Below are 21,985 nucleotides of genomic sequence, written 5' to 3'. Positions count from 1 at the left end.
TACAGTCACGCAGCGCCTTCGATGCCGGCCGCGTCCACGACGCGGCCGATGCCGTCACGCTCGATGGCGATCATCGCGTCGCGCAGCGATGCAGCTACGCTATCACAGCCGGGATCGCGGCCGAACACACGCAAACCCATGCGCTGCTCGAAGAAACGGCGCAGCCAGCGTCCATAGGAACCCTGGCTGCCGACCAGCCCGATCCTTGGCGCGGTCGTCATCCGCTCAGAAACGCTGGATGCCGGGTTCCCGGCATGCTTCCACGTTCTTGTTGGCGGCCTCGGCACCGGCAGCGTCGTTGGCGTGCTGACGAATCTCGACGATCGTCTGCCAGTTGCGCGCGCACAGCGGACCTTGCTTGGAACCCAGCGACCACGACTGCTGTGCGAGTTTCGACGCAAGCTCGTAATTGCCCATATAGACGGCCAATTCGGCGCGGTCCTGCAGCACGTCCGGCGACTCGGGATTGCGCTTGAGCGCCATGTCCAGCTTCGCGGCAGCCGCATCGTATTGACCGTTGCGCTCGTCATCGCGCGCGGCGGCCTGCAATGCCGTGATACCCGGATCGATCAGCGGATGCACGTTGATCACCGATTTGTCGCGTTCACCCGCCGCCTGGATTTCGGCCACCATCGCGACATTGGATTTTCCCGTCGGCTTGGGCGCTTCCGGCGCCGGCTGCGCGCAGGCGGCAAGCAGAGCGGCTGCCATCGCAGCAGGCAGAAGGGGCGTGCGGAAAACAGGCGAACGGAACTGCATGATCATTCTCGGGTTGTGACGGTGGGCGCCGCAGGGGCAGTGGCGGCCGGAGCGGGGCTGCTCGAGCCAGAGCCGAAGAGATTACCCACCTTTTGCCAGAAACACCCCTCCGTATCCGTCGACAGCGAACCGGCGATCACCGGAACTTGCCGCGCGCCTTGGCATCCTGGGTCGCTGCGCTTGCCGTCGGACGGATTGATCCAGGCCATTTCCAGGCCTTCGCCGGGAGCTGCCGCCAGCGGCTCGGTAGGCAATTTGCGGAACAGCTCCTGCCAGGCGCGCAGCGCGCCGGTGGCACCGAACAGGTGGCTGGGTTTGTTGTCGTCGCGGCCCATCCAGAACACACCCAGGCGATCGCCGGTGAACCCGGCAAACCAGCTGTCGCGCAGTTCGTTGCTGGTACCCGTCTTGCCCGCGGTATGCAGCCAGGAAAGACTCGAATCGGCCAGCGAATGGGCCGTGCCGTAGGTCGCGACCTGCTGCATGGCCCACGTCACCAGGCGCACCGCCGGCTGGTATTCGCCCTGCCCGCTTTCCACTTCGTAGCGCTTGACGGTGCGGCCGTTGCCGTCTACCACGCCGGTCACTGCGAGCAATGGCAGCGCGTGACCGTCAGAAGCGAGGTACTGGTAAAGCTGCGCGACCTGGATCGGCGCCAGGTCGATCGCGCCGATCAGCAGCGAAGGACCGGGCTGGACGTCGGCAAGCCCGAAGGAATCCAGAAACGACTTGATACGCGGCACACCCACATCCAGACCGAGGTGGATGGTGGCGAGATTCCACGAATAAGCCAGCGCATCGACCATCGGCACCATGCCGTGGCTCTGGTTGTCGTCGTTATGCGGCGTCCACGGGGTGCCGTCGGGCTGGCGCATGCTGATCGGCGAATCGTCGAGTGCCGTGGCAAGGTTCCAGCGCCCTGGCTGCGTCAACGCCACGAGATAGACGAAAGGCTTGATGGTCGATCCGATCGGCCGCTGCGCATCCAGCGCGCGATTGAACCCCTGATCGCCCGGAATCTTGCTGCCGACCACGGCAAGCACGTGACCCGTCTTCGATTCGGTGATCACGGCGGCCGCCTGCGTGTCGTCGCCGCGCTTGCCGAGATTCTTGATGGCCGTATCGATCGACTGCTCGGTGTACACCTGCGTCGCAGGATCAAGCGTGGTGAAAATCGACAGATTGCCCTTCTGCAGGGTTTCCTCGTCGAAATCGTTGGTGATCTGCGCACGCACCAACTGCATGAAGGCGGGGAAGCGATCGTGCGGCAGCTGGCCATTCTCGATCACACCCAGCTGCGTGGCTTTCGCAGCCTTCGCCTGATCCGGCGTCAACAGACCCGTGCCTGCAAACTGATCGAGCACCAGATTGCGCCGTGCCAAGGCACGATCGGGGTAGCGGCGCGGATCGAACTGGCTAGGTCCTTTCACCAGTCCCACCAGCATGGCGATCTCCTGTGGACGCAGGTATTCCAGGCGCCGGCCGAAATAAAACTCCGATGCCGCCGCGAAACCACGCACGGCCTGATCACCCTGCTGACCGAGGAACACCTCGTTGATGTACGCCTCGAGAATGCGCGACTTGCTGTAGTGCATCTCCAGCAACACCGACATCAGCGCCTCGTTCAACTTGCGCCCCATGTTCTGCTCGCGCGTCAGAAACAGATTGCGCACCAGTTGCTGCGTGATGGTGGACGCACCTTGCACGGTGTGACCGGCGCGAAGGTCGGCAAACGCCGCGCGGAGAATGGCGGTGAAATCGATACCGATGTGATGTTTGAAATCGCGGTCTTCCACCGCTTGCAGGCCGGAGATCAGCAAGGGCGGCACATCGTTCAGTTGCACGATGCGCCGATCTTCCTGCTTGGCACCGTACACGGTTGCGATGCGCGCCGGATCGAGATGGGTTTCACGCAGCGACTTGCTGGTCGCCAGATCGGTCACCGAGGCCACCACGCCCTGCCCAAGGGTCACGCGGATGTGTTTGGGGAGCTCGCCGCCATCGGGCCCCGCGTAACCGCGCGAGGAAATGAAATAGCTGCCGCCCTGCCTGGCCCAGCTGCCGGGCACCTGGCCGTGACCGTCGGAGACATAACCGGCGAAGGTCAATTCCACTTCGAGCGTGGCCGGCGTCATCGGCACGTCTGGCGCGAGGCGCAGCGGCTGCGAATACACGCGCGTGGGCACCGCGAAGACAAGATCGTTGAAACGATCCTGCACCCGCTTGTTGAGGATCAGCGAGTAAGGCAGCACGAAACCGAACAGGAGGCCAGTGCAAACCCAGAATGGAATACGCAACCAGGGCCAGCACGCACTGGCGATCGATCGAATTCGGCTCAGAAAGTCCAACGCGGGAGTATCCAGGGCAAGGAGGGGCGGATCGGAATGGACCGAATCATAGAGCCCGGCACCCGGCGCCCGGATGAACGCCAAGCCCTTGGGCATGGCATAACAAGGGCGTCCGACGGCCTTGGCGCGGGCAAATCACGCCGGTGGACGCCAGCAGTCCGCATCCGGCCGGAAGGGTCGTGGCTGGATGCCCAGCAGCCGACTCATCTCCGTATTGTCGGCAATGAGATCGACCTCCAGGCGACTCAGCGGGCCGCGAAACCCGGGTACGCCGCGGCGCGCGAGCCGCAGCACCCATGCGGGCAACGGCAGCGGCAGGGTATCGACAGGCAGGCTGCGACGAACCCGCGCGAACATCTCGCTCGCCGGCAACCGTTCGCCTCCACCGATGGAAAGGATTTTCATGGCGGCCGCCGGCGTGTCGCACGCGGCCAACGCTGCGCGTGCCAGATCCTCGGCATGGACGGGTTGACGCATGCCGTGCCCCGCCGGCAAAGGAAACACACGCGTGCGCATCGCACGTTGCGCGACCGGTGTGAGGCTCTTGTCGAGACCAACGCCATAAACCAAGGTCGGGCGCAACACGGTCCATTCGCTACCGTGCCGTACGCATGCATCAGCCAAGGCGTCTTCGCCATCGCGCAACTGCCGCGACAGTTCGCGTTCGGTGGACACTTCGGAATAGCGCTTGGTTTCCGCACTCGTCGAGCTGATGGCGATGATGCGCGGTGCATGCGGCAAATCGGTGCGCTTCAGCCACGCGGCAAGCGATAGCAAAGGTCCTAAACTGAAAATGGCCGAGACGGACTCCACCGCGGGCATGCAATCGGGAAGACTTCCGGTCATCCAGGTCACGCCTGCCGTGGCGGCACGCGACACGCGACTCAACGCTACGACAAGTTCGCCGCGCGTACACAGCAGCGGCAGCAGATAACGCCCGATCTGACTGCTCGCACCGAAAACCAGTACCGTCATCCACCGCCCTGCATACGCACAGTGAGTTGTTGCACGCGCTGATCGTTTGGCATCAGCTTGCGTCCCTGCTCCAGCGACAAGGCCGCGTTGTTGCGATCGCCGCTATCGAATTGCTGCTCGGCCTGGTCGACCCACGCATCGGCCAGTCGCTGACGCGAGCGCAGCAGTCCTGCGTCGCCTGGCGAAAGATTGGTGAGCGCATCGAACAGCCCGGTCGCCTTGTTGAGGTTGCCCGCATTCAGCGCCTGATTGAACTGTTGCTGCACGCGGCCGGACAGCCCCTGCAGGCCTGCCAGCGCCTCCGGGTTGTTGCCATCGATGGCCAGTGCGCCTCGATAAAGGTCGTAAGCGCAATCGCCGGGTGGCGACATGATGTCGCCGTGCTGCTCGGCGACTTTCGCCCGCTGCACCATGTTGGCGACCTGCGTCTGTTGCTGCGGCGTCAAGCTGACCGAAGGTGTCGTCGGCGCCGTATCGCCATTTCCGCCTTGTGCAGGCGTAATCGGTTGCCCCAGCCGCGCACGCGCGGCCATCAGGTCAGAGGAGTTGGGCGCGAGCGCCTGCGCCTGGGCAAGCAGTTGCTTCGCCTGGTTGGTATCGCCGCTGTCCATGGCTGCATTCGCCTGCACGATCAGGGCTTCCGCCACCTGGCCCAATCCGGCCTTGGCCTGAGCGTTATTCGGATCGATCGCCAACGCGGCCTTGAAGTGCGCCAGCGCGGTGTCGTCGCCATCGCCGGCGACACGACCGGCGCGCAGCGCGTCATTGCCTTGATTGATCGCGTCGGTCAATGCACCGGAAGCCTGCGCCTGCTGCGCCGACAGCGATGCACGCAGGGTCGGCAATTGCGAGTAGTTGGGCAGCAACGCAGCAAGATGATCGATGCCCGCCGATGCGGTGGCGATGTCATTCGCAGCCAGTGCCTTCTGGATCTGCGCCGTCATCGCGTCGCCTACCTGATCCATGCCATGTCGCGCCACGGCGTTGTCCGGATCCGCCGTCAACACACGCTGATACAGCGTTGCCGCACCGTCCGGCCCCTCCAATTTGCCGTTGCTCAACGCCTGCTGTGCCTGCGTGATGAGATTCGAGGTCTCTCCCGAAGCAACTTGCGCCTTCGCAATCGCCTGACTCAGACGGTCGACGTCGCTGCCACCACCCAGCAGTTCCCGCGCATTGGTCAACGCCGACTCTGCCTCGTCCAGATGCCCCGCCTGCAAGGCGGCATCCGCGCGCGCGATTTCCGCCCTCCCCACATCGTTGAGACCCTGCCGCGCACTGTCGTTGTCGGGTTCGAGCGCACGCGCCGCTTCGAACAATTCGCGCGCGCTGGTGCCATCGGTACCGTCCAGATGCCCTTGCTGCAAAGCGACCTGGGCGCGATGCAGCACATCATCGAAATCCGTACGCGGCACCAGGCCACGCAGGCGGTTCTGGTTGAACCAGAGTCCGGCAATGACCGCCAGCAACACCACGATCAACGTAGGCATCAACCAGCCCGGCCCGCCCCGCTTGCGCTTGGGAGGCGTGTTCCGGCGATAGCCCGGATCGACCTTCATCGGTGGCAGATCGTCGTTCGGCTCGGCAGGTTGGCGCGGGCGATCCAGATGATCCAGATTGCCCAGCGTCGGTTCCGTACGGCCTGTGTATCCGGGGTCGTTGGGGTCGCGATTTCCGCTCATGGCTCGTGAGCTAGTGGATGAACGCACGGAGCTTAGCATTGCGCCACATCGCCGCGCTTGCGACAGGAAGTTGCGTTCAACCGGCGGCAGGGGCACAACACCCGCCCAAAGCCTTTGACTTTGGCTTTCGCAAAAAGTGCGCACAGCGCGCCGCTTTTGCTCCTGCTCTTGACCTTGGGGCCCCTTGGACCCGGCGGAGGGATGGAGGATCAGCCCGCAGGGGAGCAATCTGGCGATAGCGCCCAAACAAAATCCGACGCCACTGGGTCCCGGCCTGCGCCGGGACGACGAGCATTCGTCTCAGCAAAGAAAACGGCTACCCCGCCCCCACCCTCCGCGCCTCCACCACATTCGGCAACGCCACCAACCGATCCAACAACGTCGACAACTGCTCGAAATCGCGCACCCGCAAGGTGTAGCGCATCTCCACCTCGCCTGTACGCGCAAACAGACGGCTGGTCGAAGCAATGATTCCGATATTGGCGTTGCTGATCACGCTCACGACATCCTTCTGCAACCCCTTCCGGTCATAACCGTTGAGCTGGATGGTCACCTCATACGCCTGCACCGCGGCCTGCCCCCAGCTCACCTCGATCACCCGATCCGGATCGCGCCGGACCAGCCGCGCAAGACTGGCGCAATTGGCACGATGCACCGACACCCCGCGCGTACGCGTGATGAAGCCGCGCACCGGATCGCCCGGCAACGGCTGGCAGCAGCGCGCCAGCACCGTCAGCAGATTGCCGACGCCTTCGATGCTGATCGCACTGTGATCGAACACCGTCGGCCGCGCCGTCACCGGCGCGCTGGGCGGCTCCGGCGGCAACTGCGACTCCTGCAGCACGCGCGCCACCTGGCCCGGACTGATTTCGCCGAGCGCGAGCGCGATCAGCAATTCGTCATGCGTCTGCAAATTGAACAATGCCGGCAATTTCGCCAGATCCGCATCCGGCATCGCCAGACGCTTGAGCTCACGCTCGAATAGAGTGCGCCCCGCGGCAAGATTGGCCTCATGCGCGCTGCGGCGGAACCACGCGCGCACCTTGTCGCGTGCGCGGCTGGTATTGAGATAACCGTGGTGCGCCGACAACCAGTCGCGACTCGGCTCGGCCATCTTGGCTGTGAGAATTTCGACGCGATCGCCGCTGTGCGGTTGATGCGTCAAAGGCACGATGCGCCCGTTGATCTTGGCGCCACGACAACGATGACCCACTTCGGTGTGTATGTGATAAGCGAAGTCGAGCACGGTCGCGCCATGCGGCAGATCGACCACCTCGCCCTTGGGTGTCAGCACGTAGACGCGATCTTCGAGCAGTTCCGTCTGCAGCTCCGCAGCGAGTTCTCCTTCGTCGCCGCGCGGCTCGAGCAGCTTGCGCATCCAGGCGATCTTCGCTTCGAAATCCGCGTCGCCGCTGCCGCCTTCCTTGTAGCGCCAATGTGCCGCCACGCCAAGTTCGTTGGCGCGATGCATGTCGTGCGTGCGTATCTGCACTTCCAGCGTCTTGCCGTGCGGGCCGATCACCGCGGTATGCAGCGAGCGATAGCCGTTGCTCTTGGGGCGTGCGACGTAATCGTCGAACTCGCCGGGCAAATGCGGCCATAGCGCATGCACCACGCCAAGCGCGGCGTAGCAGTCGGCCACGGAATCGACCAGCACGCGCACGGCGCGGATGTCGTAGAGATCGGAAAACTCCACGGCCTTGCGCTGCATCTTTTTCCAGATGGAGAAGATGTGCTTGGGGCGTCCCGCCAGATCCGCACGAATATCCTCGCCGCGCAAGGCTTCGCCCAGCTCGTTGAGCGTATCGCGGATGAAGACTTCGCGATCGCCGCGGCGCTCGTCCAGCAGCTTCGCAATGCGCTTGTAGGTATCCGGTTGCAGATATCGGAAAGCGAGATCTTCCAGCTCCCATTTCAGCTGCCAGATACCGAGCCGGTTGGCGAGCGGCGAATGGATATCGCGCGTGAGACGCGCCAGCTCCTGTCGCTCGTCCTCGGGCAGCGTACTGGCCGCACGCATGCGCGCCAGCTGACGCGCCAGCAGAACGAATACCACGCGCAGGTCACGAATGATCGCCAGCAACAGGCGACGCAAGCCTTCCGAACCACCTTCGGGCGGACGCTGCGCATGCAACGCCCACACGCGCTCGGCCGCCATCTGACCTGCGACCAGACGCTGCAATTCATCGCTCAACGACGATGCGCGCTGCTCCCAAACCGGGGGATGGCAATGTGCGATGTCGAACCACAGCGCCGCCGCCTGCGTGTTTGCATCGCAGCCGAGCATGGCCAGCAGATCGAGCACATCGCCGCACTCGTGTTCGTTCACGCCGTTATGCGCACATACGGCCAGCACGTCGGCCAGCGCGGCAGGCAGTGAGCCTGCACGCGACTGCCACGCCGCTAAGTGCCCGGCAGCCGTGGTAGTGGCATGAACCATGTTGCGTCGTTCCCTTGCGTCACGGCATGCGAATCATGCCGAGCGGACGGCCAGCATAACGCCAGTCGGCAGCCTCGGGGATAGCCTCAGCGTATGGTTTCCAATGCCCTGGCCAGTCGCTTGGCCGATACCGGTTCGGGCGTCTTGAGCTCTTGCGCGAACAACGAAACGCGCCACTCCTCGATCAGCCAGCGCAACTCATTCAACCCCTCGGCGCCGGCCGCGCGATGGTTCAGGTATTCGCGCCAATACGGCGATACCTGCAACATGCGCTGCTGGTCTTTGGTCGGGTCCTGGCGCAGGCGCTCGGCACGCAAGCGCATGGCTTTCAGATACCTGGGGAAATGCGCCAGGCGCGTCGTCGGCAGTTCGCGCAGGAAACCCGGAGCAAGCATCACGTCGAGCTGCTCGTTGAGATCGTCGTAGCTGGCGCGAGCAAAGCCCATCAGCGGCGGTTGCAGCCAAGGCTTGAGATCGGCCTGCGCCTCGATCACCGGCTCGGCCAATTTGAGGCGCTCGACCGCCGCCGCGAACAGATCGCGTGCAGCGTGGACTCGCAATGCCTCGAAGGCAGCCGCGCTGCGCACATTCAAATCCTGGGTGGCGAGCAGATCGGTGAAGCCGCCTTCTACCAGGTCTTCGCGAAGACCGTCGATGCTGCCGAGCGGCGCGTATTTCAATGACATCGCGTTGGCGATCGGAAGACGCCTGCGCGCCTGCTTCATGTCGCTGGACAACGCATTGCGCAACAGGCGCTCCACGCCCTTGATGTGTGCAGGCTTCGCCTCGTCGCGGCGTTCGAACACGCGCAGCGCCACCGCATCGCCGAGATCGACAAGGGCGGGAAACGCCAGCAAACCGCCTTCGGAGCGTACTTGCTCAGGAATTTCCTCGAAATCCCAGCTCGCAACGTCTTCGCGCGTGAGCTCGATATCGGTCTTGCGCGAGAACGCCTCGCGCGCCTGTCCTTCCCATTGCGCGCGCAGCGCGGCGAGATCGCGTCCGCTTGCCAGCGTGCGGCCTTTTTCGTCGTGCAAGCGATAACGCATCGCGAAGTGTGGCGGAAGCTGCACGGACGAAAAGTCGCTTTCGCTGATCTCCACGCCCGTGGTGCGCCGCAGGAAAGCGACCAGTGCCTTACTCAACGTTTCGTCCCGCAGCGCTTCCGCTTCGACGAAAGCACGCGCAAAATCAGGCGCGGGCACGAAATTGCGGCGCAACGCCTTGGGCAGGCCACGAATCAACTCCGCCACTTTTTCACCCAGCAAACCAGGCACCAGCCATTCGCAACGCGCAGCAGGCAATGCATTGAGCATCGCCAATGGCAGATGCAGGGTCACGCCGTCGGCGTCGTCGCCGGGGACAAATCGATACTCCAGGCGGTAGCGTTGCGGCGGCATATCGAGCGAGGCTGGAAACGCCTTGGGATCGAGCCCCGAACCACCGACCATCACATCGTCGATCGACCAGCGCAAAGCCGCCTGCTCCGCAGGACGCGCATGGCGATACCAGGCATCCAGCGCGCGGGTGCCGGCGATCTCCTGCGGCAACTTTTCGCGGAAGAAATCGACCAGTTCGTCTTCGTGACGAATAAGCCCTTCGCGACGCTGTCTCGCCTCGATGCCGCGCGCATCTTCAAGCACGCGCTGATTGGCGCGAACAAAATCGGCACGCGCGTCGATGTCGCAACGCGCGAGCGCTTCGCGCAGAAAAATATCGTGCGCCAGAACGGGATCCTGTTGCTGGAAGGTCACGGGCCGGCGTTCGACCAGGACGAGGCCAAACAGACTGATCTGCTCATACGCCACCACTGTGCCGCGCTTCTTAGACCAGTGCGCGTCGCGGCAGCTTCGACGCAACAGATGCGCGGCCTGTTGTTCGACCCATAGCGGTTCGATGCGTGCGCACATCATGCCCCACACGCGTCCACCGATATCGAGGATTTGCGCCGCGAAGATCCAGTTCGGCGGTGTCTTGGCGAGTGCGGAGCCGGGAAACACCTGGAAGCGGCGTTCGCGGGTGCTGCGGTAGATGCCTTTTTCATCCTTCTGGCCGACTTGCGTGGGCAAGCCTGCCAGCAAGCTGCGATGAACGGCTTCGTACTGTCGCTCACCCTCATCCTCACTCCCTCTCCCCTCCGGGGAGAGGGCTGGGGTGAGGGGCCGGTGCTTGCGGGAAGGCGCATCGGCACGGCTTTCTTGCGCACTCTTTTCGCGCACAGTGGTAGTTGCTCGCGAGGTTGGCCCCTCATCCCGACCTTCTCCTCGCTCCTCAAAGCCGGGGCCATCCATGGCCCCTCCCCGCGTGCCCCGAAGGTGAGAAGGGGAAGTGAAACGCCACCCTATCTCCTGCACCACCAGCAACAGCTGGCGATGCAGCTCACGCCACTCGCGCATGCGCAGGAAACTCAGGAAATGTCGCGAACACCAGTCGCGCAATTTCGACTGCGTCAAATCTTCGTGTGCGCGGTCGTACTCGCGCCACAGATTCAACACACCCACGATGTCGGACTTGGGATCGGCGAACGCAGCATGCGCCGCATCCGCCTGCTGACGCGCATCGGCAGGACGTTCGCGCGGATCCTGGATGCTGAGAAATGCCACCACGACTAACAGCTCCCGCAAACTGCCGAGCTTCTCCGCTTCGACCAGCATGCGCGCCAGCTGCACGTCGATCGGCAGGCGCGCAAGCGTGCGGCCGATCCCGGTAAGCCCACGCTTCTCATCGATGGCGCCGATCTCGGCCAGGCGTCGATAACCATCGGCGACCACGCGCGGATCGGGCGATTCAAGAAACGGAAACTCGTCCACCTCGCCCAACTGCAAGGACAGCATGCGCAGAATCACGTTGGCGAGCGAGGAGCGCAAAAGCTCCGGATCGGTATACGCCGCGCGCGCGGCGAAGTCCGCTTCGTCGTACAGGCGATAGCAGGTGCCCGGCCCCACACGACCGCATCGCCCTTTGCGCTGGTCGGCCGCTGCTTGCGATACCGGCTCCACATGCAGACGTTCGAGCTGGCCGCGCTGGCTGTAGCGCTTGACGCGAGCGGTACCCGTGTCGATCACATAACGAATACGCGGAACCGTCAGCGAGGTTTCGGCAACATTGGTGGCCAGCACCACACGCCGTTTCGGCCCAGGCTTGAAGACGCGATCCTGATCGGTGGCGGACAAACGCGCATACAGCGGCATGATTTCCGTTTCGCGATATTGCCGTCGCGACAACAGAAGGTGCGCATCGCGGATCTCCCGCTCCCCTGGCATGAACACCAGCACATCGCCGCGCGGGTCGTCATGGGTGATTTCGTCCAGCACGGCAGCGACATGTTCCGCACTGCCCTGCTGCATGTCGCCGCTGCGCTGGTTGCGGCGCGCCGCCGTTTCATCGACGGAACGCCAGCGCACCTCCACGGGATAGGCGCGCCCTTCCACCGACACCACGGGCGCCTGATCGAAGTGCTCGGCAAAGCGTGCCGTATCGATGGTGGCGGACGTGACGATGATCTTCAGGTCCGGCCGCTTCACCGCCAGTCGCTTGAGATAGCCGAGCAAAAAGTCGATGTTGAGGCTTCGCTCGTGCGCCTCGTCGATGATGATGGTGTCGTACGCCGACAGCCACGGATCGCCCTGCGTCTCGGCGAGCAGGATGCCGTCGGTCATGAACTTGATCAGGCTCTGGTCGGACACCTGATCGGTGAAGCGCACCTGGAAGCCGACCTTGTCGCCCAACTGGGTGCCCAGTTCTTCCGCCACGCGGCGTGCCACGGATCGCGCCGCAAGCCGGCGCGGCTGGGTGCATCCGATCAATCCGGCCTCGCCGCGTCCGGCAGCCAGGCACAGCTTGGGCAGCTGGGTGGTTTTGCCTGAACCGGTTTCGCCGGCGATCACCACGATCTGGTGCTCGCGGATCAGCTTGACGATCTCCTCCGCACGCGCGGTGATCGGCAGCGATTCGTCCAGCCTGATCGGCGGTTTGCCTTGTGCGCGACGCTGCCTCCGCTCGGCGGACGCGGCGATGTCGGCGGCTAGTGCCTCCAGCTTCTTTTCGTCGGGGCGGCGCGACAATCCCCGCCACCGGCCCAGCAGGCGGCCGAAATCGCGGCTGGAAACGGAATCCAGCGATGTGCGCAACGCACGTAGACAGGTTTCCGCGGAAACCGGGGGTGTATGGGGGTTCGAATCACTCATGCAGACATACATGATAGCCGGAGGCTATCGCGAGCATCTGCGGCGGGCGACGACTGCACCAAGCACACTCCTCAGGGGAGGCTGGCAGGGGGTTGCACGCACTGGCCAAACTCGCTGTACGGAAGCCTGTGCCGCAACCATACGGAGCATCGCATCGTCGATCGCCTTGCGCGTCAGCCTGATGAATGGCTACGCGTGCTCCCGACTTACGCGTAGTACACCCCGACAAGCCAGCTGTCGCGGCCCGTACACGGGGTGCCAGCATCCATTGTCCTGTGCGCCAAGGATGAGAAGATGGGCTGCGGCCGGCCCGAATGCAGGAGTGCCCTGACCTCGTGCTGACCGCGTCCGTCGCAATTTATTGAGCCAACCGGCGTCGATTGGTTAAGCTCCTCGGGCTTGATGCGCCTCGAAAGAGGTACCTAACGGGGATTTTCTTGAGCGCCGCACCCACCCAATCAAAAACCTGGCCATCGATTTTCACCGCCATGCTGCTGGCGTTGGTGGTGGCGGCGTTGAATATCGGCCTTTGGTGGTGGAGCAATCTCCCGCATGGCCCCCAGGACTGGCGCGGCCAGATCAACGGCCTCACGGTCGCGCTGTTCCAGCGCTACCAGAACCCGTTCAACCAGGATTACCCGAGCGACGACCAGATCGACAGCGATCTGAAGCTGTTGCGCCAGTACACGGGTCGCATCCGCACCTACTCCATGCAGGTGAACCCGCAAACGTACCGACTGGCCCAGAAAGAAGGCCTGAAGGTGATGGCCGGCGCCGAGATCGACACCCGCCTGGACAACAACGAAAAGGAAATGGACGCGCTGATTGCGCTCTCCCGACGCTATCCGGACACGATTGAACGCGTGATCGTCGGCAACGAAGTGCTGTTCCGCAACGATCTGCCCGTCGAGAAGATGATCACCTACCTCGACCGCGCCCGTGCGCATATCCAGCAACCCGTGTCGATCGCCGAACCGGATTACATCTGGCTGAAGTACCCGGAACTGGCCAAACACGTGGACTTCATTACCATCCACTTGTTCCCGTTCTGGAACGGCATAGCGGTGTCGCTGGAAAAGGACAAGGACGGGTTGGACGTGGGGGCGGTCAGGGCAGCCGAAGACAGCTACCTGAAGATACGTCAAACCTTCCCCAACAAGCACATCGTTGTCGGCGAGGTCGGTTGGCCCGCGAACGGCGACCGCCGAGAACGCGCCTACCCGTCCATCTCCAACCAAGCCATCTTCGACCGCGAATGGCTGATCTGGTCCCAAGCCCACAACGTCGATTATTACCTGTTCGAAGCCTTCGACCAGCCGTGGAAGGAAAACCTCGGCGAAGGCCGCACAGGTGCCTACTGGGGCATCTTCAACGCCGACCGCCAGCTGAAATTTCCCTTCGTCGGTCCGGTGACGGAAGACACCGGCTGGCCGTGGAAGGCGTTGGCCGCCAGCCTGCTCGCGCTGATCCCGATGATCTGGTTCGGCATCCGTTTCCACCGTTTCAAGCTGACGGGCCGGCTGTTCTTCGACATGCTGATCCAGCTCGCCTGCGGCCTGATCGTGTGGTCGGTCACCCTGCCGTTCAATTTCTACCTCGACTGGATCGACTGGAGCATGCTCGCGCTGCTGTTCCCGGCGCAGGTGGCGATCCTGGCGATCCTGTTGATCAACGGCTTCGAATTCACCGAGGTGCTATGGCGCCGCAAGTGGATTCGCCACGCCGGCATGCTGGAGCCCGATCCGGTCGAGAAGCAGCCGTTCGTGTCCATCCACCTGGCCTGCTACAACGAGCCGCCGGAGATGGTGATCGTCACGCTCGACTCGCTGGCAGCGCTGGATTACCACAACTACGAAGTGCTGGTCATCGACAACAACACCAAGGACCCGGCGATCTGGAAGCCCGTGCAGGAGTACTGCGAGAAACTGGGTTCCCGCTTCCGCTTCTTCCACCTGGAACCCTGGCCGGGTTTCAAGGCCGGCGCCCTGAACTTCGGCCTGAAGGAAACCGACGCGCGCGCCGAAGTGGTGGCCGTGATCGACGCCGACTACGAGGTGCGCGCGGACTGGCTGTCCACGCTCACCGGCTACTTCCACGACCCGAAGGTGGCCGTCGTGCAGTGCCCGCAGGCGCACCGCGATTTCGAGCACAACCGCTTCCGCCGCATGACCGCGTGGGAATACGACGGCTTCTTCCGCATCGGCATGCACCACCGCAACGAGCGCAACGCCATCATCCAGCACGGCACGATGACGATGGTGCGCCGCTCCGCATTGGAGGGCACCGGCGGCTGGTCGGAATGGACGATCTGCGAAGACGCCGAGCTAGGCCTGCGCCTGATGCATGCCGGCTACGAACTGGTCTATGTCGATGAACTGATGGGCAAGGGCCTGACGCCCGCCGACTTCAAGGCATACAAGAGCCAGCGCTATCGCTGGGCCTTCGGCGCGATGCAGATTTTGAAAGGCCGCTGGAGCTGGATGACGAAGAAAGGCCCGCTGAGCGGCGGCCAGCGTTTCCACTTCCTCACCGGCTGGTTCAGCTGGTTCGCCGATGCGCTGCACCTGATCTTCACGCTGATGGCGATCTTCTGGACCGCCGGCATGGTGGGCCTGCCGCAAACGTTCAGCCTGCCGATGCAGCTGTTCCTGGTTCCCGTGATCGGCTTCTTCTTCGCCAAGGCGATCTTCGGCTTCGTGCTGTACCGCGCCCGCGTGCCATGCAGCTGGTATGACACGATCATGGCGTCCGTGGCCAGCATGAGCCTCAGTCACGCGATCGCGCGAGGCATCCTGCATGGGTTGACGCGCAAGAAGACCTCGTTCGTGGTCACCGCAAAGAGCCGGCGCCTGGGCGGCAGCAACTTCGCCGCGTTCGCTCCCGTGCGCGAAGAGATGCTGATGCTCTGCGCGCTCGCGCTGTGCGTCGTCGGCATGCTGATGAGCGCCATCTCGCACTTCACCGAAGGCCGGTTGTGGATCTTCATCCTGTCAGCGCAGGCGATCCCGTATATCTCTGCATTAGTTGGCGCATGGATCGCGCACAGCTCGGGTGACGCGGCAGGCTGACGCTACAGCCTACGGCGCCTGAACCCTCTTCCCCATGGGGAGAGGGCAAGCGCGACAAGCATGCCTTCAAAATAAGAGCGGACTTAATGCACGGTCCACGCGCAACTCGCTAAGCTGCGCCTTGCGATGCCGACACGAGGATGGAACCCCGACGCATGCGCCGGATCCACCGCTACAGCCTGCTTTTGCTTTTGCTGCTCCCCACACTGAGCCATGCCGGGGTGCAACTGGTCGTGGACGGTGTCGACGATCCGCTCAAGGCCGCCGTCATCGCCGGCGTCAGCCTGTCGCAATACGCCACGCGCGACGTGAGCGAAGCGCAGGTGCGTCGCCTTTATGAACGCGCCGATGCACAAGTGGGAACGGCGCTGCAGCCCTATGGCTACTACGAGGCGCACGCCACCGGCAAGCTGGAACAGGTCGGCAAGGACTGGCGCGTGACGCTGCACATCGCAGCGGGTGAGCCGGTCAAGGTCACATCGGTGGATATTCAGCTCGATCCGACCGCCGCGAAACTCGCGCCCATCCGATCCGCGCGTCGTGGCATCGACAAGCTCAAGGGCCAACGACTGGACGATAACGCATACGACACCGCGCGCGATGCCCTAAGCCACGCCCTTACCGCGAACGGCTATCTCGATGCGCGGCTTACCGTGCGCCGCGTGGACGTCCATCGCGGCGAACGCACGGCAGCCATCCACCTGGCCTGGGACGTCGGCCGCCGCTACCGCTATGGCCAGGTTCACTTCGAAGGCTCGCAATTCCAGCAAGGGTTTCTCGATCGCTACATCCCGTTCAAGCCTGGCGACTACTTCGATCAGAACCAACTGCTGAAATTCCAGCAAGCACTGAACGGCGCGGACTACTTCTCGATCGTCAATGTGATGCCGCAAATCGACAGTGCCAAAAACGGTATCGTCGATATCGATGTCGAACTCGCGCCGGCCAAACGCACGATCTACTCCGCGGGCTTGTTCCTCGGCACCGATACCGGCGTCGGCATACGCGGCGGCGTCGAAAGCCGCTGGGTGAATCAGTACGGGCACAAGTGGAAAAACGACATCGTGCTCGCGCAACGGCTCAAGACGGTTACTACGCAGTACACGATACCGTTGCCGGGCGACAACGAGCGCAGCCTGAATTTCGGCGCAACCTATCGCGATGCCAACACCGTTACCTCGCAATCGCGCACGCTGGAGCTGGTCGCCAACGAAAGCGAGCTGTGGAACGACTGGGTACGCACGGTCGGCCTGCACGCACTCTCGGGCACCTTCTCCGTGGGCAAACGCTCCGATGAGCCGGAAAGCACGCCGGGCGTCGAACACGGCAGCAGCACGCTGGTGTACGCCGAAGGTTCGCTCACGCGCAAGCAGGCGGACAATCTCGACTTCGTGCGGCGCGGCTGGTCGCTCAGCTTTGCCGCGCGCAGTACCGCAGGCGATCTGCTTACGTCCGCGCGTTTCAGCCAGATCACCGCGGACGCCAAGTGGATTCGCGCGTTCTGGCGCAACAATCGAATCATCCTGCGCGGCAGCTACGGCCACACCTGGACCGACGACTTCGCCGCGCTGCCGCCTCAATTGCGCTTCTTCGCGGGCGGCGATCAGTCGATTCGCGGTTATTCGTTCCAGGCCATCGGTCCGGAAAACAGTTACGGACGCGTGATCGGCGGCGACAACCTGCTGTTGGGCAGCGCAACGCTGGAACACTACTTCACGCCGCGCTGGGGCATCGCCACGTTTGTCGATGCCGGCAATGCGTTTGACGGCACGAACGTGAAACCCAAAATCGGCACGGGCATCGGCGTACGCTGGCGTTCACCGGTCGGCCTGATCCGGGTCGACGTGGGTACGCCCATCAACGACGCGCAACGCCACGGCGTGGAACTGCATCTCGTGATCGGGCCGGATTTGTGAGGCATATGTGAACAGCACACCCGCACCCGCCTCTCGACGCCCTCGCTGGCTGCGCGCCATCGGCCTGGTGCTGCTGGCGGTATTCCTAGTGATCGCTGGCAGCGTTGCCTGGTTGCTGTGCACCGGCGCAGGCTTGCGCTTCGCATTGGCGCGCGCCCAGGATTTCACGCACGGCGCGTTGCAGGTACAGCAGGCGGAAGGACGATTGATAGGCCCGCTGGATATCGGTGTCTTGCGCTACAGCGATGGCGAAGGCACCGACGTCGACATCGCCGGCCTGCATCTGGACTGGCACGTCGCCACCCTGCTCTACAAACGCCTGCATGTCACCGATCTTCGCGCGGATCGCGTCGATGTCGCGCTGCCTAAATCGCAAGGTTCGTCGTCATCGAGTGGACTTTCGCTGAAGCCGCCGTTGGCGCTGGTGCTCGACGGCGTGCATGTCGGACCAGTGACGATCACGCAAGATCATCAGCCGGTGTTTGCCTCCTATCAGCTCGACCTCGCCGGCCGCTGGACCAACGACGGCATCGACATCGATCGACTGGCGCTGCGCGCACCGGAGGGACATGCAAATCTGGATGGGCAGCTCGGCATCGGCCGACGTTATCGCGGCAAGGGACGCGCCGATATCGCGTGGAAGATCGGCGGCGTCGACTATGCCGGCAACATCACTGCGCAAGGCAACGGACGCAAGGCACAGCTCCAGTTGTCGCTGACGGAACCGATGCTGGCGCAGTTGCAGCTGACCATCGACCAGCGCAAGAACAATGCGTGGACCGGCAAGCTCGATGTACCAGCGTTCAATCCGAAGCCACTGCTCGGCGGCAGTTCGCTCACCAGCCTTGCCGCAAATCTGCAGGGCAGCGGCGATGCTTATGGCGGCGACCTTTCGGGCGAACTGGATCTCAACGACTATCACCTGCTGCTGCAACCGCTGCAGGCGCAATTCGACAAGGACTTCAAGACACTCTCCCTGCAGCAGCTGCAGCTTGCGTCGCCACAGATCAAAGGCGTGGTCAACGCCACGGGAACCGTGCAACTGGATGCCCATCCCGTTAGCGCGGACCTCGACATCGGCTGGAAAAACCTCGAATTGCCCGCGAGCCTCGTGGGTCAAACGCTGGACAGTCAGGGTCGCCTTGCCGCGAAGGGAAGTACCGATCGCTATCACGCCGAAGGCGATGTCACCATCGGTCCGCCGGGCAAGCCAGCCAAGCTTGCGTTGAATCTCGACGGCACGCCGCAACAGATCCAGTTGCACACGCTCAACCTGCTGCAACCGCAAGGACAACTCGCGGCGAGCGGCACGCTGATGCTGCAACCGTATTTCGGCTGGCAATTCCAGGCAACGGCCAACAAGTTCGACCCCGGACAATTGTTTGCCGAGTGGCAAGGCCTGCTGGATGCCGACTTCGCGACGCAAGGCACGCTGACCAAGAACAGCCCGAACGTCACGCTCGATCTGCGCAAGCTCGACGGCACGCTGCGGCAGCGACGCCTGCACGGCAATGGCCGCCTGCATCTCGCGCCGAACAACGTGGTGGATGGCACGCTGGAACTCGCTTCCGGCAACAGCACCGTGAAGCTTCTCGCGCGCCCGGGCAATCGCAACGACGCCGATGTCACCTTGGCTATCGCGTCATTGGGCGATTGGCTGCCGCAGGCCGGCGGGCAGCTGAGCGGCCGCTTCGATGTCCGCGGCGCGTTTCCAAAACTTTCCGTCAACGGAAACGTGCAAGGTCAATCTGTCGCATGGCAGGGCCAAACCGTCAAAGCGCTTGAGCTACAAGCCAACATTCCCGATGTCGCGGCGCTTGGCGGAAAGCTCGATCTCGAAGCATCCGGTGCCGAACTCGGCGGGCTTGCGTTCCGTCAGATACGCGTGAATGGCCAGGGCACCTCCGCGCAGCACCGGCTCACGCTCGAGGCGCAAGGCGAGCCGCTCTCCACAACACTCACGCTGAGCGGCTCGTTGAAGGATACGAATTGGAACGGCACACTCTCCTCGCTCACGCTTGACCTGCAAGGCCTGCCGCGCTGGCGTCTGCAGCAAGCCGCTCGACTTGGCTGGAATCAAGGCAGCGCAAGTCTTGGCTCACTGTGCCTCACTGCGGGCGAGCCCCTGCTGTGCCTCAGCGGCACGCAGGACAAAACCGGAAACATCGATGCCAGCTATCAGTTGCATGCCGTGCCGCTCACGCTGGTCATGGATGCCCTCGGCAATGCCGATATCCCGGTCAGTGCGGAAGGCAGCCTGGAAGGCCAGGGCAAGATTCATCGCAACGCCGCAGGGAATCTCACAGGCAACGCTACGATCACCTCACCGCAAGGTCGTGTCGTCTACCGCGAACATCCCGATCAGCCCGCACTCACTTACAACAACCTCGCGCTGAATGCGACGCTCGCGCCAGGCAATCAGCAAGTGACGGTACGTACAACGATCAACGGGACCGGTCGCCTCGATGGTCAGGCCAGCGTCAGCGGCGCGCAGCAAGCGCTCACCGGCCAGCTCAGCTTGCACCTGGACAACCTTGCATTCATCGATCTGTTTACCGACACGCTCGCGAACGTGAAGGGTCGCCTCGATGGCGATTTCCGATTCGGCGGCACATTGCAGGAGCCGACGGTGACCGGTCAGGCCAGCGTGCTGGATTTTGCGGCGGAAGTTCCCGATGCCGGCCTCAAGCTCAACCAGGGCCGTGTGACGGTCAGCGCTTCCAATACGCGGGAGCTGCGCATCGACGGCAGCGTGCAATCGGGCAAGGGTTCGATCACCCTCGCGGGCGTGGCAGGCCTCGATGCGCAAACTCCGAGCACACTCACACTGAAAGGCCAACAATTCACCGCCGTCGATATTCCTGCGGCCAAAGTGGCTATTTCGCCGGATGTGCTGGTGCGCCGCGATGCGCAGGGCATCAATGCCACCGGCTCGGTGCGATTGGACACCGCCGACGTCAACCTCGACAAACTGCCGGGCAGCGGCGTCAACAAGGCATCGCCCGATATCGTGGTCGTCGATCAGCCGCAGCAGCCGGCCAGCACGAATGCGATGCCGATCAACGCATCGATCAAGGTGGATCTTGGCCAGCACACGCACCTGGTCGGCATGGGTCTCGATGGACGTTTGAGTGGCGTACTAACGGTCAATGAGCGACCCGGTCGTGAGACGACGGGTCAAGGCCAGATCATCGTCAACGGCACTTACAAAGCTTACGGCCAGAACCTGCAGATCCAGCGGGGGCAGCTGCTGTTCGCCAGCACGCCCATCGACAATCCCGGCCTCAATATTCGCGCCGTGCGCAGCCTCACGCCCAACGCCACCATCGATGAAGGCCAGCAGGTCGGCCTGATGATTTCGGGCACGGCGCAACGTCCGATATTGACGGTGTTCTCCAATCCCGCGATGGAGCAATCCGACGCGCTGTCCTATCTCGTTACCGGCAAGCCTTTGTCACAGGTGAAAGGCAGCGAAGGAAACATGGTCAATACCGCCGCGCAGGCGCTTGGCTCGGCCACCGGCAATTTCCTGGCCAAGAGCGTGGGCGGCAAACTCGGTATCAGCGATATCGGCGTTTCCAGCAGCGATGCTTTGGGCGGCAACTCTGCCTTCACGGTCGGCAAATATCTCTCGCCTCGGCTTTACCTCAGCTACGGCGTGGGATTGTTCGAACCGGGACAGGTCATCACGCTACGCTATCGCCTCAGCAGACGCTGGAATTTCGAAGCGCAGAACGCTACCGACTTCAATCGCGCCAGCCTCAACTACCGCATCGAGAAATGACGCGCTGAAAGCAAAGGCGCTGCGTTACCGCTTGTGCGCGGAACACCCGCAACCTTCCTCGTGATAGCGCCCGGTGGGTTCCACGGTGCCATGCCTGTCGTATTTGTCGTGCGGCCGCACCCAATCGCCCAGCGAATGATAGGGACCGTTCTCCGCCCGCCCCTTCGGGCTGACATCCAGGAACGGATAGATTCCCAGGAACATCTCGCAACCGCGACCGAATGCGGCATAGGTGAGAAAAATCTCGCCTTTCTCGTTCTTGTAGAAAACGCTGTCGCCCGACAGATCTTCCAGTCCGGGATCGGTTTCGCGGAAGTTGTAGAAAGCCTTTTTCGCCTGAACTTGCTCCGGCTTGAACGACACGTTGAAGTCGTAATTGAAATCGCTGCGATACGAGGAGGCAAACGGAAAACGCCAACCCATGCGCGAACGCAGCGCTTCAATCTCTTCGATCGGCGCGCGCGCAATGGCCACGTACGAAAGGTCGTGGTTCTGAAGATGCACCAGAATGCCCTCCAGATGATCGACTTCCAGCGCGCAACCCACGCAATGGTGCTGCTGCCCCGGACCCAGCATGTAATGCTTGACGAACAGTTGGCTTCGCCCATCGAAAAGGTCCGAGAGCGTCCGCTTTCCCGACGGAGCATCGAATTCGTAGTGCTTGTCGACCTTCACCCAGGGCAGCGCGCGCCGTTCGGCATTCAACTGATCGCCGAGACGCATGTGTTCTCTTTCCTTGATCATCAGGGCGCGGCGCGCCTCCAGCCATGCTTCGCGCGAAACCACTTCGTGACTCATGCTTGCCTCCGTTCCGATTGATGCCAAC

At 63.1% G+C, this 21,985-nt stretch carries 11 protein-coding genes; 3 read left to right on the top strand and 8 right to left on the bottom strand.

All coding sequences use genetic code 11. The features are described 5' to 3' along the window. Positions 1 to 5 precede the first annotated feature (5 nt). From DWU99_RS07675 to hrpA, 7 genes are all read right to left on the bottom strand, one after another. Positions 6 to 221 carry a hypothetical protein gene (locus DWU99_RS07675; RefSeq protein WP_115477430.1) on the bottom strand — a complete coding sequence of 72 codons (216 nt, stop codon included), beginning with the start codon at positions 219 to 221 and terminating at the stop codon, positions 6 to 8. A 4-nt stretch (positions 222 to 225) separates the two neighbouring features. Further along, a complete protein-coding gene (locus DWU99_RS07670) occupies positions 226 to 759 on the bottom strand; it encodes a tetratricopeptide repeat protein (protein ID WP_233510962.1) in 534 nt (177 codons plus the stop codon). 2 nt (positions 760 to 761) lie between these two features. Beyond that, complete coding sequence (gene mrcB / locus DWU99_RS07665; protein WP_115477712.1) at positions 762 to 3,107, bottom strand: penicillin-binding protein 1B; 2,346 nt, start codon at positions 3,105 to 3,107, stop codon at positions 762 to 764. A 135-nt stretch (positions 3,108 to 3,242) separates the two neighbouring features. Further along, complete coding sequence (locus DWU99_RS07660) at positions 3,243 to 4,082, bottom strand: SDR family oxidoreductase (RefSeq protein ID WP_115477428.1); 840 nt, start codon at positions 4,080 to 4,082, stop codon at positions 3,243 to 3,245. Further along, positions 4,079 to 5,764, bottom strand: coding sequence for a tetratricopeptide repeat protein (locus DWU99_RS07655; RefSeq protein WP_115477427.1), 1,686 nt, complete (start codon positions 5,762 to 5,764; stop codon positions 4,079 to 4,081). Before DWU99_RS07655 ends, DWU99_RS07660 begins: the two co-directional genes overlap by 4 nt. Before the next feature lie 316 nt (positions 5,765 to 6,080). Then, positions 6,081 to 8,204, bottom strand: coding sequence for a RelA/SpoT family protein (locus tag DWU99_RS07650; protein WP_115477426.1), 2,124 nt, complete (start codon positions 8,202 to 8,204; stop codon positions 6,081 to 6,083). An 86-nt stretch (positions 8,205 to 8,290) separates the two neighbouring features. Further along, complete coding sequence (hrpA, locus tag DWU99_RS07645) at positions 8,291 to 12,391, bottom strand: ATP-dependent RNA helicase HrpA (RefSeq protein ID WP_115477711.1); 4,101 nt, start codon at positions 12,389 to 12,391, stop codon at positions 8,291 to 8,293. A 488-nt stretch (positions 12,392 to 12,879) separates the two neighbouring features. Here hrpA and DWU99_RS07640 point away from each other — a divergent pair, with 488 nt between their 5' ends. The 3 genes from DWU99_RS07640 to DWU99_RS07630 all read left to right on the top strand — a co-directional run bounded on the left by DWU99_RS07640 (position 12,880) and on the right by DWU99_RS07630 (position 21,159). Continuing rightward, positions 12,880 to 15,459, top strand: coding sequence for a glycosyltransferase (locus DWU99_RS07640; RefSeq protein ID WP_115477425.1), 2,580 nt, complete (start codon positions 12,880 to 12,882; stop codon positions 15,457 to 15,459). 155 nt (positions 15,460 to 15,614) lie between these two features. After that, positions 15,615 to 17,375, top strand: coding sequence for an autotransporter assembly complex protein TamA (locus tag DWU99_RS07635; protein ID WP_115477424.1), 1,761 nt, complete (start codon positions 15,615 to 15,617; stop codon positions 17,373 to 17,375). A 7-nt stretch (positions 17,376 to 17,382) separates the two neighbouring features. Next, positions 17,383 to 21,159: a translocation/assembly module TamB domain-containing protein gene (locus DWU99_RS07630; protein ID WP_233510960.1), complete on the top strand. Its 3,777-nt coding sequence runs from the start codon at positions 17,383 to 17,385 to the stop codon at positions 21,157 to 21,159. 24 nt (positions 21,160 to 21,183) lie between these two features. On the opposite strand, the gene DWU99_RS07625 is transcribed toward DWU99_RS07630, so the two are convergent. Next, positions 21,184 to 21,957, bottom strand: coding sequence for a DUF899 domain-containing protein (locus DWU99_RS07625; protein ID WP_115477423.1), 774 nt, complete (start codon positions 21,955 to 21,957; stop codon positions 21,184 to 21,186). Positions 21,958 to 21,985: the final 28 nt, after the last annotated feature.

Origin of the sequence: Dyella psychrodurans (assembly GCF_003363265.1) — a bacterium.
Taxonomy (GTDB): domain Bacteria; phylum Pseudomonadota; class Gammaproteobacteria; order Xanthomonadales; family Rhodanobacteraceae; genus Dyella_B; species Dyella_B psychrodurans.
Note: the sequence above shows the minus strand (reverse complement) of the source record. Positions and strands in the feature narration are given on the sequence as shown.